Source organism: Collinsella sp. OM08-14AT, assembly GCF_003438115.1.
GTDB lineage: Bacteria > Actinomycetota > Coriobacteriia > Coriobacteriales > Coriobacteriaceae > Collinsella.
In genome coordinates this window covers 1-14,733 of the sequence record NZ_QSTE01000019.1, presented here as the reverse complement: position 1 = coordinate 14,733, position 14,733 = coordinate 1, and the positions used below count along the sequence as shown (strand labels likewise).

Genomic DNA, 14,733 nt, shown 5'->3' with positions numbered 1-14,733 from the left:
TTGGGACTGGGCTTTTTTAGCTATCCCAAACGAAGCCGAAGGATGATTATTCTGGGACGGGGATTTAAAAATCATCAGGTACGCAATGATTTTTAAATCCCCGTCCCAGAATAATCATCGGGATATACTGCTGGGCAGACGAAAGGAGCGCCGGCGATGCTTAATGGGTGCGCATATATATTGACGGTCGACGTGGGCAACACGTTCATTCGCTTTGGCCTGTTTGCCGAGGATTCGGCCGCGGCGCAGGAATGTCCGCTTGCGACGTGCGAGATCACGACGCCGTCGAGCATCACGGCCGACGAGGCACGCATGCGACTTGTGCAGGTCATGGGCGCGCTCGCCGCCGATGCAGGTGTGCCCGGGGTGCTTGCACCCGCCGCGGCCGTGCTGAGCTGTGTAGTCCCGGCGCTCGAGCGCCCGTGGAAGGCGGCACTTTCCCGCACCTGCACGGGGCGCGTGCTCACCGTGGGGCCGGGACTTAAGACCGGCATACCCGTGCACTACGACGATCCGGCCGAGATCGGCCCCGACCGCATCGCCGATGCCGTGGCGGCCCGCGCCGTCTACGGCTCGCCGTGCATCGTGATTGACCTGGGCACGACGACCAATATCGAGGTCATCGACGCGCACGGTACCTTTGTGGGCGGCGTTATCGCGCCAGGCCTGGCCCTCGGCGCCCGTTCGCTTTCGGCGGCAGCAGCGCGCCTACCCCAGGTTGAGCCCTCGGCGCCAACGCACGTCATCGGACGCAACACGCGCGAGGCCATGCGCTCGGGTGTGGTTTTGGGCGAGGTAGCCCGCATCGACGGCATGCTCGACATGGTGCTTGCCGAGATGCGCGCGACCAAGGCCGCGGGGGAGGGCGATGTGCCCATCGTCATTACCGGCGACGATGCCGAGGCACTTGCGGCGCTGGTCGGCCACAGCCTGACGGTAGACGACGCGCTGACGTTGCGGGGTCTCGCCGAGCTCTACCGCATCAACCAAAAGCCCCGCCGCGCGTAGGGCGAGGGGCTGGTGGGATAAGCGCCCCTACCTTTCACCTGCTACAATGGGCCAAACTATTGCGATTGCGGAGGTGTCTGCCATGTCGGACGATCTTCATCAAACCGCGTCGGGCAAGCGCCGCGACGTTATTAGCTGGGACGAGTTCTTTATGAGCGTGGCCATCGCCGCGCAGCGCCGCAGCAAGGACCCCAACACGCAGGTGGGAGCGTGCATCGCCAGCACCAACCACCGCATCCTTTCGGTGGGTTACAACGGCACGCCCTCGGCGCTCAACGACGACTTTTTCCCGTGGGGTACGAGCGATGACCCGCTGCAGGACAAGCACAACTACGTGGTCCATGCCGAGGCCAACGCCGTGCTCAACTACCGTGGCTCGCTCAAGGACCTCGAGGGTTCCACGGTTTACGTCACGCTGTTCCCGTGCCACGACTGCGCCAAGATCCTGGCGCAGGTGGGCGTGGGCGAGGTCGTCTACCTGGACAATAAGTATGCCGACACCGATGACGGCCGTATCAGCCGCCGCATTCTCGACTCCTGCGGCATCAGCTACCGCCAGGTCATCGTCGATGTCCAGATTGGTACCGGGGGACAGGCTCGGCAGTAGCGCGTGCCAACGCCAGCTGGCGGCAAAACAGCCAAAAGAGCCCCGTCCCAAATTGACTGCTCGTGAAAGTCGTGTCCGCACGCATGGCTGGCGCCTAAGCGGGTACATGGCTGTAGTAACATAGCCCCTGTCCGCGGGCGTGCCCGCGTTATTGTGAGAAAGGAGCCCCTGTGGCTGTTAACGAAGAGCTGCTTAAGAAGGTTCTTGAAGAGATTCGCCCCAACCTGCAGGCCGATGGCGGCGATATGGAGTATGTGGGCGTCGACGACGAGGGTGTTGTCAAGCTGGAGCTGCAGGGCGCCTGCGCCGGCTGCCCCATGAGCTCGCTAACCCTTTCCATGGGTATCGAGCGCATCCTGAAGGAGCATGTGCCCGGCGTTACCCGCGTTGAGCAGGTCAATGCTTCCGGCGAGGCCGAGGACCTGTACGACGAGTACGCGCCGTTCTAAGATGCGAAAGCTGCGGACGGTACGCTCCGCATAGACGTTACGCCCAAATATGCGGCTGCGAGCGTAAGGCCCGCGGCCACATTTGTATGTAGGGAGCAGGGGGATCGATATGCTCAACGACCTCTACCATATGCTTGATCCCGTCGCGATCTCGGCGGGCCCCATCACCATCTACTGGTACGGCCTGGCCTACGTGGTCGGTGCTCTGCTCACGGCGGTCGTTATGTACCGCACGCAGCGTCGTTGGGGCTTCAACATTACGATTGATGACCTGACGAGCGTCGTGGTCGGCGCGGTCTTTGGCCTCATCATCGGCGCGCGCCTGTTTTACGTCGTCTTTTACGGCGATGGCTACTATTGGACCCACCCGCTCGAGATCTTTGCCACCAACGAGGGCGGCATGAGCTTCCACGGTGGCCTGGTCGGCGGCATCTTGGGCGGCATCATCGTGTGCCGCATGTATAAGCTCGACGCCTGGACCGTCGCCGACCTTGCCGTTATCGGCGCTCCGCTGGCGCTGTGCCTGGGACGCTGCGCCAATTTCGTCAACGGCGAGCTGTGGGGTAAGCCGACCGATCTGCCCTGGGGTGTGGTCTTTGGCGGCACCGCGGGCGATATGCCGCGCCATCCCTCCCAGCTCTACGAGGCGTTTCTAGAGGGCATTGTGCTCTTTTGCATCCTGCAGGTGCTCAGTCGCAAAAAGCCGCTGCTGCCCCAGGGTACGTTTATGGGCGTCTTTGTGATGGGCTACGGCATCGTTCGCTTTTTGATTGAGTTTGTGCGCGTGCCCGATGCGCAGCTGGGCTATCTGCTGGGCGGCGTCATCACCATGGGTCAGCTGCTGAGCCTGCCGCTCGTAATCGCGGGCCTGGCACTCATCATCTTCGCCCGTCGCCGCAACCAGCCCCAGCGCGTCTACCTGGACGCCTAACCACCAAAACCACCACAAAGGGGACAGGCACCTTTGTGGTGGTTCGCTGGGCAGCGATGACAGAACCGTAACGTTTTCCCAGATAAAACCTGCCAAAATAAACCTGTCCCTTTTTAGCAGGTTTCTAGAAAGGCTTTTTGGACTGTGAAGGATTCCGACCTCTCCACAACAGCTGCGCGCGACGCCGCTCGCATTGTTTGGTTTAAGCGCTATCCCGCCAAGCAGACGCTCATCGCCTTTTTGCTCGCCCTGCTGGCGACCACGGCGTTTTCCATCGATCCCGCCCCGGTGTCGAGCAATGCAGTCCTGGCGATCGATCCAAAGGCCTCGGGCATGCTTTACGTGTGCTACGAGGTGCTCCTGTCGTTTGCCGGTCACACCGACGCGGTCATGCTGCTCGCGCTGGCCTGTCTACTCACGTTGCCCTTTCGTTACGTGTTCTTTGGCCGCGGCGACACCTGGCGTCCATCGATCATTCTGCCGTCGCTGTTTTTCGCCATCTGCATGGTGTTCGGCCGCAGCTACGATCTCACCGACTCGGCCGAGATTGTTTTTGGCGACAAGGCCCGCATCATCTGCGCCTGGATTGGCGGCGCGGGCTGGATGCTCCTAGCGATCGTGGCTTTCTATCTGGCTTTTGAGTGCCTGGATTGGCTGAGCTCTCGGCGCATCCCGTTTTCCGAGGCGCACTTTGGGCGCATATGGCGTGTGGCTCACGCCGTGCTCTCGGTCCATCCCTTTGCCGGGCCCTTCCTGGTGCTTATGATCGCCTGGGCGCCCACGCTCATCGCTTCGCTGCCTGGCCTTTTTATGGGAGATACGGGCGCGCAGATTCGCCAGTGGTTCAACTATCCCAACGGCACGAGCGACTACCTGCGCCTACTCAACCCCAACGTGCTGCTCAACGGGCATCATCCCGTAGTGCACACGGCCATTATCGGCTCGTGCGTTCAGCTGGGGCTTTCGCTGTTCAACAGCGCTAACGCGGGCCTCATCATCTATACCTGCGCTCAATTTGTCATCACGGCTGCCTGCATGGCCTATTCCATTTCGTCGCTGCGCAAACTGGGCGTGAGCCTGCCGGTTCGCGGTGCGATCCTGCTGTTCTTTGCGTTTATGCCGATGTTCTCCAACTACGCGGCGTTGCTCACCAAAGACGTGCTCTTTGCCGACGCGTTTTTGGTGCTGCTGGTACAGACCGTCAAGCTCGTGGCATGTGGCTTGCCCCGTCGTGATGCCAATGTCGAGCGAGCGGGCGAGAAAGCCCCCGTGCTCTTTGCGCGCCACGACTGGCTGCTGCTCGCGCTGGCTGCTATGGGTTCCACGTTTCTGCGCAACGGCGGCCTTGTGTTTCCCCTGGCGGCATGCGTAATCGCGGCGGCGTTTTGCGTATGGGACGCGCATGTGGCTCGTCGTGCAGTCAAGCAGACTGGTGCTGCGCCTTCGGGCGCCATCCCGCGTTTCCGCTGGGTGGGAGTTCTCGCGGTGCTCGCGCTCTGCCTTGCCTCTAATATGTACTTCACCAAGGTCTTTATGCCGGCGCACGATATCACGCCTGGTTCCAAGCGCGAAATCCTCTCGATTCCGTTCCAACAGACGGCTCGTTTCGTCCAAAAGCACGACGGCCTCAACTCGGGCGTCAACCCTACGGTTAAGGAGGACGGCACTATCGTGGAGGCTCCTTGCGACGGTTCGGTGACCGACGAAGAGCGTGCCGTGATCGATCGCGTACTCAAGTACGAGAACCTGGGCCGCCGCTACAACCCCGACAAGTCCGATGCCGTCAAGAACTGCTTTAACGAATACGCCTCGCAGGAGGACATCAAGGCCTATTTTGAGGTCTGGGCGCAGATGTTCAAAAAGGATCCCGAGTGCTATATCTCGGCGCTCATCAATAACTATTACGGCTACTTTTATCCGAGTGCCCGCGATGCCTTGGTCTACAGCACGGCGCGTAGTGCCGAGATCATGGCGCGTCCCGACAACCTCAAGTACTTCGACTTCCATCCGGTTGACAGCAACGTGGTGCGCTGGTGCGACCACCTGATCAATCTGTACCGTGTGGCGGTGCAGCGCATCCCGTTTATTTCGCTCACCATGAGCTCGGCCACCTATGTGTGGATCATGATTGCCGTGGTGGTCTACCTGCTGCGTCGTCATTCATGGCGTGCGCTGGCGATCTGGGTGCCGCTGTTGGGCGTGCTCGCCGTGTGCCTGATTGGTCCGTGCAACGGCTCGACCTACATGCGCTACCTGTATCCGGTCATCGCCTGCATGCCCTTCGCCATCGGCGCCACCGTCACCCGCAGCGACTTCCTCTGGTCCTAACTTGGTGCATTGGGGTCAGGTTTCTTTGCACCAAAGGGGACATCATCACGACGCCTTCATTTTGGGGTTTATCTCGCAGGCTAGTAGGTATATCATAACGACGTTTGTTTATATTGCCCGAGCATCTGCGCTGGGCTTTAGGTCGAAACCGATAGGAGACACGTATGTCCGGACACTCTAAGTGGGCCACAACCAAGCATCGTAAGGGCGCGCAGGACGCCAAGCGTTCCGCCCTCTTCTCCAAGCTCAGCCGCAACATCACTGTTGCTGCCCGTCTCGGCGGTGACCCGCTGCCCGAGAACAACGCCAGCCTCGCCGCTGCCGTTGCCAAGGCCAAGGCTCAGTCCATGCCTAAGGACAAGATCAAGTCCGCTATCGACAAGGCTTTTGGTTCGGGTGCTGACGCCGCCGTCTACGAGAACATCGTGTACGAGGGCTACGGTCCCGCCGGTGTCGCCGTCTACGTCGACTGCCTGACCGACAACCGCAACCGTACCGCCGCTGATGTCCGTTCCGCCTTCTCCCACGCTGGTGGCAACCTGGGCACCTCCGGCTCCGTCGCCTTCCAGTTTGAGCGCAAGGGCCAGATCGTCGTCGCCAAGGAGATCCTGGATGAGAACGCCAAGAAGGAGACCATGATCGCCAACGGTGCTGCCGGTGACGAGGATGAGTTCATGATGGCTATCGCCGAGGCCGGTGGCGAGGACTACGAGGATGCCGGCGAGGAGTGGATCGTCTGGACTGCTGCCAACGAGGTCATGGCTGTCTCCAAGGCGCTCGAGGAGCAGGGTGTCCAGGTCAAGGGCTCCGAGACCACCATGGTCCCGACCACCCCGACCGAGGTTTCCGGCGCCGACGCCAAGAAGGTCCAGCGCCTCATCGACCGTCTTGAGGAGCTCGACGACGTCCAGGACGTCTACAGCACCATGGACATGACCGACGAGGTCATCGCTGCCCTCGAGGAGGAGTAGCGCCAGCACGGATTGAGCCGTGCATATCTGGGCATAATGAAGCGAGCATGCAAGCCTCGTGGAATAGATGAGCCGGATCCGCGTGCGTAGAGCACCGGACCCGGCTCTTTTATAATGATGCGAACCGTTCTGCATTTCGAGAGCCGAGATTTGAAGGGAGCGCCGCGTGCGCGTACTCAAACGAGCCCTAGCGATCGTGTATCTTGCCGCCACCATCGTGGCACTGGGTACGCTTGTCTGCCAGTTTTGGGGGCCGTATACGTATCGCTTTATGCTGCTGATGCGCGACCCCATGCCGCGCATCGTCGTGACGGCGTGCGCCGGCGTCGTGGCGATCGGCGTACTGCTGAGCTTTTTCCGCCTGATGTTCGCCCGTCGCGAACCGTCCTGCGTGCATCCGGCGGGGGAGCGCAATATCGAGGTTACCCTTGCGGCGCTTTCTTCGTGCGCCAGGGTTGCTGCCGAGCGCGACGACCGCGTGATGGTCGAGCATGTCGAGGCTCGCGTCCAAGGCCCCGACGATTCGCACGTCCGTTTTAAGGTCGAGGCTATCGCGCTTGACGATAAGGACGTGGCATCTCTGGCTACCGCGATGCAGCAGCGCATCGAAGAAGCCTGCGATACCGTGCTCGGCGCGCCGGGTACGACCGCGCGCGTCCGTTTTTTGCCGTCCAAGACTACCGTCCAGACCGTGGAGGTTTCCGGTGAGTGATACCAATCAAGATAAGACCGCTCGTACGCCGCGCCTGACGATTGACCAGAGCGCCACGTCGGCGAGCGAACCTGTTGATTCCAAAGCAGAGGCAACCGAGTTACAAGACGCGGCAGCCGCGGATTTTGACGAGGCTATGGGTCTCATCAAGGGTACGGGCGCTGCCGTCTGGAGCTATGCTGTGCGTCATCCCAACACCACGCTCGGCGCCGTCGCCGGCTTTATCCTCGCCGTGTTGGTGCTCACGTTGGGCCTGTGGGACACGCTCGTCATTGCATTCTTCGTGCTGATCGGCGCTGTGATCGGCCAAATTCGCGACGGCGAGAACGGGATCGTCAACTTCTTCGGCCGTCTGTTTAGCGGCCGCTAATATGTATTCGACTGTCGCATCCGCGGCGGGCATAAGGAGGAACCATGGCTTTTAATACGAAGGTCGATGTAGCCGATACCGAGCTCGAGGAGAACGAGGCGGTCGTCGCCGAAGCTGAGGATGTGACGCTCGAGGATGAGGCTCTCGTCGAGGCCGAGTCCGATACGTATGAGGACGACGAGGAAGCGGATGAGTCCGAGGACTCGCTGACCTATTCCAACGGCGTGATCGAGAAGATCGTTGCCATGGCCACCCGCGAGGTTCCGCACGTTCTGGGCATGAAGGGTAACCTCATGCACTTTGTGCAGGAGCAGTTTGGTGCCGAGAATCTGACCAAGGGCGTGACGGTCGAGGTCACCGACGATAATCGCGTGGTCGTCAACATCTCCGTCATCATCGAGTACGGCGCCTATGCGCCCGCGATCTTCGACGATGTTAAGGCACGTGTCACCGAGCGCCTTGCCGCGATGACTGGCCTTGAGGTGGCTGGCGTCAACCTGCGCATCGAGGATGTCATCACCCCCGAGGAGTACGAGCACCGCACCAGCCAGCACGAATAACCTTCCAAAAAGGGACAGGTTTGTTTTGGCAGGTTTTATCTGCGAAAACATTAAACGGCCGACCGCGCAAGCAAAAGCGTGGCCGGCCGTTTTTGTACGCTCCCGATATAGTCATACCGCTCGTCTAACTAAGGGTTGCAATCCCCACGTTCCGCGTTACTCTAATGGGCGCATTGTTTCCAAATTGTTAACGAGGGGTTGCCGTAATGGCCGACGAGCACGAAACAGAAAGCAAGGCATGGGCAATTGAGGCCGCTGCGGCAGAGGCGGCGTCGCGTGCTGCCGAGGAGGTGCATCGTCCTCCCGTAGTGCCGATGGAACGCGTGGTCGATCGCGATGTTATCGAGCGGGGCGAGCGCGCTGGTCGCAAGCGCAGCCAGGAGCCGGGCTTTCCGCGCTTTTTTGCCGAGCTCAATTTGGGCCTGATCCTCACGGCCTTTGCCATCGTCGCGTTTAAAACCCCTAATCACTTTGCTTTTGGCGGCACCTCGGGCGTGTCGGTCATTCTGTCCACGCTGTTCCCGACCCTGCCCGTCGGCGTCTTTATGTGGATTATCAATGCGGTCCTGGTCGTTCTGGGCTTTATCTTTTTGGAGCGCAAGGCAATCCTGTGGAGTGTCTTTGCCTCGTTTGCGCTGTCCGCCTATGTTTCGCTGTTTGAGCTCTTTATTCCGACCGATGTCTCGATGACGGGCGATATGTGGCTCGACCTGTGCTTTGCCGTGATTCTGCCGGCGCTCGGCAGCGCCATCGTCTTTGATATTGGTGCCTCGACGGGCGGCACGGACATCCTCGCCATGATTCTCAAACGCCGCACCACGCTTGAGATCGGCCGTGCGCTGCTGTTGGTCGATATCGGCATCGTGACCATCGCGGCCTTCTTGTACGGTCCGCGCGTCGGTCTGTACTGCGTGCTCGGCCTGTTTGCCAAGACGCTTGTGGTCGACAAGGCCATCGAGAGCATTCACCTGCGCAAAGTCTGCACGGTCATTTGTTCCGAGCCCCTTAAGGTCGAGGAGTTTATCGTCAAGCATCTCAACCGTACGGCGACTATCAGCCGCGGCTACGGTGCTTTCTCGGGCAAGTGCGTGACGGTGATCATGAGCGTGCTAAGCCGTCGCGAGGCCGTGCAGCTGCGCCGCTATGCGCGCGAAGTCGATCCGGGTGCCTTTATCACGATTGTCGACAGCTCCGAGATCGTCGGCAAGGGTTTCCGCGGAACGAACTAACGCGGTCGAGCTCATCAAACAATCGAATAGCGCCCTGCGCATTGCAAATGCGTCATGTTGGAGTATTTGTCCCCACATTGGGTGATAATGATGCTAAAGACATCGTTTGCGATCCAGATGATTCGCTCAAGATACGAAGGGATGATCTCGATGTTCTGTTCGCAGTGTGGTGCCCCCATGGGCGACAACGATAAGTTCTGTGGTGCGTGTGGTGCCCCCAATGCCGGTGCCGCAGCCTCTGCCCCTCAGGGTCAGCCCCAGCAGTTTGTTCCGCAACCGCCCGTGGCGAATGCGTCCAAGGGCTGTGTGGCTCAGGCGTTTGAGGATATGACCAAGACTCCGGGCGTGCTGCAGCGCGTGTGCCAGATTGCCTTTTTACCGGCGCTGATTTGTGTTGTGTCGGTACTCGTGCTGTTTATTCCCGTTATTGGCGGCATTGCAGCTGCCATCGGCTTTTTGGCAGCTTGCATTGCGAGCGTGTGTGGTTCCGGCTTTGGTATTGAGTGGGGTCGCGATCTGTCGCTCAAGGTTGATGGCGGTATGGATCGTCCACTCATGCGTTCCACGTCGTTTGGCCTCGGAGTCTTTTCGAGCGTTATCTCGGTCGTGCTCGAGGTTATCGCTGCCATTCCCGTTATCGGTGTAGTGCTTTCGCTGGTGGAGAGCGTGGTAATTGGCGCCGCGGGCTCGTATTCGTATTACGGCTCCTATGCACTCGAGGCAGCGCTGTTTGGCTCGCTTGGCCTGCTTGTCCTGGCTATGATTGCCACGGCGGTCTTGGGGGTCTTCTTTAAGATGTTCGCCGACATTGCCGTGATGCACTTTGCGGTGACCGGTCGTGTCGAGAGCGCGTTTTCGCTCGACAAGGTCTGGGCGGCGTTTAAGCACAACAAGACCAAGCTGTTCTGCGCTTCGTTCCTTCCCGAGTTTTTGACGGGTCTGGTCGCCAACGTTGTCACATGGATCCTGACGCTCGTCTTCGGCGCCATTGCCTCTGTCGGTATGTATAACTACTACTACCGTCCTTCGGCTATTGAGGCGCTTGTTACCGGCGGTGGCATCACGCTCGTATTGTTCTTGGTGCTGACGGCGTTTGTCACGGTATTCCTTACGGTCTTTGGCAAGATGCTCAAGCATCGTGCCGTTGGCTATTGGGTAGCGCGTTATGCAGCTGAATGGGCTGATGAGGATAAGGATGACGTCCTGACCTTTGTGCTGCCGTTTGAGAAGAAGTCTGCTCCGGCTGGTTTTAGCACCGACGCAGCGCCCGTATCCGATTCCGCTGCGGCGCCTGCGCCCGAGCCCGAGCCCGAGCCCGCGCCCGAGCCCGTGCCTGAGCCTGAACCTGAGCCCGTGCCTGAGCCCGAGCCCGCGCCCATGCCGGAACCGGAGCCCGAGCCTGCGCCTGAGCCCGTGCCTGAGCCCGAGCCTGCGCCAAGCTCCGACGAGGACCCGCAGGACGAGTAACCCTGCCACCTGCCATTTGGGGACGGGGTAGAAACGGTAGAAATAGCGCTTGACAAATAAGCGGGGACGGACGTGCCGAAGCGTCCGCCCCCGCTTTGATATCGCGATGCGGCTATGACTGCGAGATGGTCGTGGATCGACTACTCGTCGTGCTTCTCCTCGCGGCGAGCGGCGGCACGTGCATCATGGATGCCCTTGATGGCGGCATGGCGCGCCGTGCGGGCATCGTGCATGGCGTCGCGGGCCTCGGCGGCCGTGGCCTTGGCAGAGCGCAGTTTGGCTGCCAGGTCGGGATTGGTCTCGGCGACCGCGGCAATCGTGGGGCCGTCGAGCTCTTCTTGTGTGGGCTCGGCCAAAAAGTCGATGGCATATTGGGCGGCCACCATGGAGCCCTTGGCCAGTACCGACTCGTCAATCTTGTAGAAGCAAGAATGTTGGGCGTACGTGGCGCCAATCTGGGGGTTGCGCGTGCCAACAAAGGCGAGCACGCCCGGTACGCGGCGCAGGTACTCTGAAAAATCCTCACCCGAGAGTGTGCCGCGATAATGGCCTTGGCCGGTGGGGCCCAGGCATTTGATTACTGCCTGGCGGCAGCGCTCGCTCGAGGCGGCATCGTTTTCGACCTTGTAATTGGCGATGGTGTAGTCGGTGAGCTCTGCCTCGGCGCCCAAGGCGGCCGCGGTATGCTCCACGATGCGGCGCATGAGCTCCGGCATTTCCTCGTGGGTCGAATCTCCGTAGGTGCGCACCGTGCCGGCGAGGTAGGCCGTGCCGGCGATAACGTTGCGCGCGGTGCCGCCGTGCAGCTCGCCGACGGTAATGACGGCCGGCTCGTAGGGACTGATCTCGCGCGAAACGATGGTCTGCAGAGCGTTGACGATCTCGGCGGCAACCATAACGGCGTCGTGACCGCGCTGGGGCATGGCGCCGTGGCACGAGGTGCCGCGGACGTCGATGCGGAACCAGTCGGTATTGGCCATGCGCGGTCCGGGCTCGCAGCTCACGGTGCCGGCGTCGACCTCACTCCAGATGTGCGCGGCGTAGGCGCCATCGACGCCGTCGAGCACGCCCGTGCCGATCATGAGCTTGGCGCCCTGGCCGTTTTCCTCGCTGGGCTGGAAGACGATGCGGATCTCGCCGTGGATGTCGTCGGTCATATGGCGCAGGATTTGCAGCGTGCCGAGCATCATGGCGATGTGGCAGTCGTGGCCGCAGGCGTGCATGCAGCCCTCGTTGACGCTGGCAAACTCCTCGCCGGTCTGCTCGGTGACGGGCAGGGCGTCGATGTCGGCGCGCAGCAGGATGCGGCGGCGTGGCGTGCCGTCCTCGCGATAGGCATCCGACGCGGTACCGCGAAGCGTTGCCACCAAGCCGGTCTTGAGCGGACGCTCGTAGGGGATATTCATGGCGTCGAGCTGGTTGGCGATGTCGGAGGTCGTGCGCTCCTCGGCAAGGCTCAGCTCCGGGTGCTTATGGAAGTGCCGGCGCTGCTTGATGATATAGGGTTCAAACTCGGTAGCGATATCTTTGATGGCTGCGGTGACGTCGTCAGCCGCGCGAGCCTCGGTCGCCGCCATAATCTGCTGTGCCTTGGTCTTCGTCATGGTCGATTTGCTCCTTGCTGGGTTGATCGCAAAATCGTACAGGCTCTCTCCAGTATGCCACCTGCCGCTAGGGCTGGTAAAGTTGCCGTTTGCCGCTTGGGGTTTTGTTACAAGGGCGGGGGAGTACACTCGGGGGTGTTGAATTTCCTGCCAGAGATGGGGATGCCCATGCAACATATCGATCGGATTATCCGCTCCAAGAACGTCTTTACCGCGCAAGACGGCATCGATACCGCCCGCGAGCTGGCGATTGCCATCGCAGGCGACCGTATCGTCGCAGTCGGTGCGCCCGATGACGTGATTGCCGCCGCGCCTGCCGCCACGCCGGTTATCGACTACGGCGAGCAGTTTGTCTGCCCAGGTTTCCATGACGCTCATCTGCACTTCTTCCATACCTCGGTCGGCTCCTCGCCGTACATGCTCATGGATATGGGCACGTCCGAGGCGGCGCTGGTGCAACACGCGCTCGAGTTTTCCCAGGACCTGCCCGATGACGCTTGGGTTGTGACGCAGGGCTGGCGCGACTACCGTTGGGACCCGCCCGAGCATCCTACCAAGGCGTCGCTCGATGCGGCATTCCCCGATCGCCCCTGCGTTATGTATTCGGGCGACGGCCATACGCTGTGGCTCAACAGCCGCGCACTCGAGGCGCTCGGCGTCACGCGCGACAGCGAGCCGCCAGCGGGCGGTGGCTACGACAAGGACGCAAGCGGCGAGCTCACGGGCATTGCTCACGAGGCGGCTGCCATGCAGCTGCTACCGCGCTGCCTTGAGTGGCTGGGCGAGGATCGCATCGCAAGCGCTTACGCCGATCAAATGAGGCGGATGGCCGAGCAGGGCATCACCTCGATATGCGATATGTCGCTCATGCCCATGCCGGGCTGCGACTTTATCCGCGACGATGTCTACGACAAACTGCAGGCAGCCGGCAAGCTGGGCATCCGCGCCCATTTGTTTCCCACGCTGCTGGATGACCAATCGCGCTTGGAAGAGCTACAGACCCGCTACGCGAACAACGCGCTGCTCTCGGCGCCAGGCTTTAAGCAGTTCTTCGACGGCGTGTCGAGCGAACACACGGCATATCTCACCGAGCCCTATACCAATCCGCGCTTCCCGGGCGACCAGGGCCGTCTGACAGTTCCTGCCGAGCGCATGCGTAAGCTGGTTCTGGCGGCCGCGGAGCGCGGCCACACTGTGCGTATCCACGTCATCGGCGACGGTGCCATCCATGCTGCGCTCGATATCTTTGAGGAGGCGGCAGAGCTCTACGGCCTGCCCCAGCACGGCCATAACACACTCGAGCATCTGGAGAACCTCCTGCCCCAGGACATCGATCGCCTGCGCAAGCTCAACGTGGTCGCCTCGAGCCAGCCCTGCCACATCACGCTCGATCCGGGTGGCCCAGAGCGCGACTTTGGCCTGGAGCGAAGCCGAATCATGTGGCCGTTCGCAACCTATAAGCAGCGCGGCATCCGCCAAGCCTTCGGAACTGACAGCCCTATCACGCCCGTTACCAGCATGAACGTGCTCTACACGGCCATCACGCGCCAGGACCCCAAAAGCCACTGGCCCGAGGGCGGCTGGTTGCCGAGCGAGCGCATCGATGCGGCAACGGCTCTGCGCAACTACACTCTGGGCAGCGCCTATGCAGCGGGCGACGAGCAAAACCTCGGCAGCCTGGAACCCGGTAAATACGCCGACCTGGTAGTCTTGGACCAAAACCCACTCACCATCGACCCCCAAGAACTCCAAGCCACCAAAGTCCAAGCCACCTACCTAGCCGGCAACCTGATCTACGAGCGCTAAGTATTCATGTCTTACCGTTAAACGCGGCTCGGGCAGCTTATTTTGGGATGGCGCTCGAGCCGCGTTTGCGTTTCGGTGAGGATCCGCCATGTGCGTCCCTGCTCTGTTGGATTTGGGCGCGGGGTTGAGGTGCTGCTCCGTGCGTTCAATTTGGACATCAGCAGTGAAACCTCATGGTGTTTTGCATACTTCCAGTTGCAGATTGCATAAAAAAGCTGAGATGTTCTTTCCGGTCCTGATGTACCCCCGCCTGGGCCGTGCAAAAAACGGAGTATTCAGCACCGCGAGCTCTGCCGGTGCCGCTGCGGCTGAGTAACGTTACGGAGATTGACGTCATTTTGGGCTCCGGTACGGCGCGAAGTACGCCCATTTGTCCCAACGGGGTCTGCCCACCGACCAAAACCGCCCGCTGAAGGCGTTCTTGGGACCAATAAGGTATGTCCGGCGCGTATGCAGCCGTCCTGGCTTGCTGAATACTCCCAAAAATGCACGGTGCTCCCCAGGGGACCCGTGCGCGCAGCGAAGACCATGCCCACATTCCTATCCGCATCGCCATTTTGCTGCACTGACTTTTCTGAATGCCGGGCCCGAATTAGTTAACCTGCCTCCCGTGTGGCTCCGGAGGGGCGGGGCATAAGGTTTATCGCGAGTTCCGCACGAGCCGAAGGCCACTTAATGTGGCCTTCGTGCG

General features: G+C 60.9%; 13 protein-coding genes. 12 read left to right on the top strand and 1 reads right to left on the bottom strand.

From position 1 onward, the window contains the following. The first annotated feature begins 180 nt into the window (after positions 1 to 180). From DXC18_RS09225 to DXC18_RS09175, 11 genes are all read left to right on the top strand, one after another. Entirely contained in the window at positions 181 to 1,008 is an 828-nt protein-coding gene (locus DXC18_RS09225; RefSeq protein ID WP_233509053.1) for a type III pantothenate kinase, read from the top strand. A gap of 82 nt (positions 1,009 to 1,090) precedes the next feature. Then, positions 1,091 to 1,615: a dCMP deaminase family protein gene (locus DXC18_RS09220; protein ID WP_117584124.1), complete on the top strand. Its 525-nt coding sequence runs from the start codon at positions 1,091 to 1,093 to the stop codon at positions 1,613 to 1,615. A gap of 170 nt (positions 1,616 to 1,785) precedes the next feature. Further along, a complete protein-coding gene (locus DXC18_RS09215; protein WP_035137589.1) occupies positions 1,786 to 2,064 on the top strand; it encodes a NifU family protein in 279 nt (92 codons plus the stop codon). A 109-nt stretch (positions 2,065 to 2,173) separates the two neighbouring features. Further along, a complete protein-coding gene (lgt, locus tag DXC18_RS09210) occupies positions 2,174 to 2,995 on the top strand; it encodes a prolipoprotein diacylglyceryl transferase (RefSeq protein ID WP_089572274.1) in 822 nt (273 codons plus the stop codon). A 144-nt stretch (positions 2,996 to 3,139) separates the two neighbouring features. Further along, positions 3,140 to 5,323, top strand: coding sequence for a DUF6020 family protein (locus DXC18_RS09205; protein ID WP_233509052.1), 2,184 nt, complete (start codon positions 3,140 to 3,142; stop codon positions 5,321 to 5,323). Between the two features lie 164 nt (positions 5,324 to 5,487). Further along, positions 5,488 to 6,294: a YebC/PmpR family DNA-binding transcriptional regulator gene (locus tag DXC18_RS09200; protein ID WP_117584122.1), complete on the top strand. Its 807-nt coding sequence runs from the start codon at positions 5,488 to 5,490 to the stop codon at positions 6,292 to 6,294. Between the two features lie 166 nt (positions 6,295 to 6,460). Beyond that, a complete protein-coding gene (locus tag DXC18_RS09195) occupies positions 6,461 to 7,006 on the top strand; it encodes a hypothetical protein (protein ID WP_147330268.1) in 546 nt (181 codons plus the stop codon). Further along, entirely contained in the window at positions 6,999 to 7,376 is a 378-nt protein-coding gene (locus DXC18_RS10735) for a DUF2273 domain-containing protein (RefSeq protein ID WP_233503061.1), read from the top strand. The genes DXC18_RS09195 and DXC18_RS10735 overlap by 8 nt, the downstream gene beginning before the upstream one ends. A gap of 44 nt (positions 7,377 to 7,420) precedes the next feature. Then, positions 7,421 to 7,936 carry an Asp23/Gls24 family envelope stress response protein gene (locus DXC18_RS09185; RefSeq protein ID WP_117716939.1) on the top strand — a complete coding sequence of 172 codons (516 nt, stop codon included), beginning with the start codon at positions 7,421 to 7,423 and terminating at the stop codon, positions 7,934 to 7,936. A 206-nt stretch (positions 7,937 to 8,142) separates the two neighbouring features. Continuing rightward, the gene (locus tag DXC18_RS09180) at positions 8,143 to 9,165 is read left to right on the top strand and encodes a YitT family protein (RefSeq protein ID WP_117584120.1); all 1,023 of its coding nucleotides are present in this window, start codon (positions 8,143 to 8,145) and stop codon (positions 9,163 to 9,165) included. A 150-nt stretch (positions 9,166 to 9,315) separates the two neighbouring features. Continuing rightward, entirely contained in the window at positions 9,316 to 10,632 is a 1,317-nt protein-coding gene (locus tag DXC18_RS09175) for a zinc-ribbon domain-containing protein (RefSeq protein ID WP_158551633.1), read from the top strand. 140 nt (positions 10,633 to 10,772) lie between these two features. On the opposite strand, the gene DXC18_RS09170 is transcribed toward DXC18_RS09175, so the two are convergent. Continuing rightward, positions 10,773 to 12,236, bottom strand: a complete 1,464-nt coding sequence (locus tag DXC18_RS09170; protein ID WP_117629271.1) for a M20 family metallopeptidase — start codon at positions 12,234 to 12,236, stop codon at positions 10,773 to 10,775. A 168-nt stretch (positions 12,237 to 12,404) separates the two neighbouring features. On the opposite strand from DXC18_RS09170, the gene DXC18_RS09165 reads away from it, so the two are divergent. Then, the gene (locus DXC18_RS09165) at positions 12,405 to 14,042 is read left to right on the top strand and encodes an amidohydrolase (RefSeq protein ID WP_233503852.1); all 1,638 of its coding nucleotides are present in this window, start codon (positions 12,405 to 12,407) and stop codon (positions 14,040 to 14,042) included. Positions 14,043 to 14,733: the final 691 nt, after the last annotated feature.

Coding starts and splice junctions, on each gene's coding strand:
- DXC18_RS09220 (WP_117584124.1), top strand. CDS start 1,091: ATGTCGGACGATCTTCATCAAACCGCGTCGGGCAAGCGCCGCGACGTT.
- lgt (WP_089572274.1), top strand. CDS start 2,174: ATGCTCAACGACCTCTACCATATGCTTGATCCCGTCGCGATCTCGGCG.
- DXC18_RS09200 (WP_117584122.1), top strand. CDS start 5,488: ATGTCCGGACACTCTAAGTGGGCCACAACCAAGCATCGTAAGGGCGCG.
- DXC18_RS09185 (WP_117716939.1), top strand. CDS start 7,421: ATGGCTTTTAATACGAAGGTCGATGTAGCCGATACCGAGCTCGAGGAG.
- DXC18_RS09180 (WP_117584120.1), top strand. CDS start 8,143: ATGGCCGACGAGCACGAAACAGAAAGCAAGGCATGGGCAATTGAGGCC.
- DXC18_RS09175 (WP_158551633.1), top strand. CDS start 9,316: ATGTTCTGTTCGCAGTGTGGTGCCCCCATGGGCGACAACGATAAGTTC.
- DXC18_RS09170 (WP_117629271.1), bottom strand. CDS start 12,236: ATGACGAAGACCAAGGCACAGCAGATTATGGCGGCGACCGAGGCTCGC.
- DXC18_RS09165 (WP_233503852.1), top strand. CDS start 12,405: ATGCAACATATCGATCGGATTATCCGCTCCAAGAACGTCTTTACCGCG.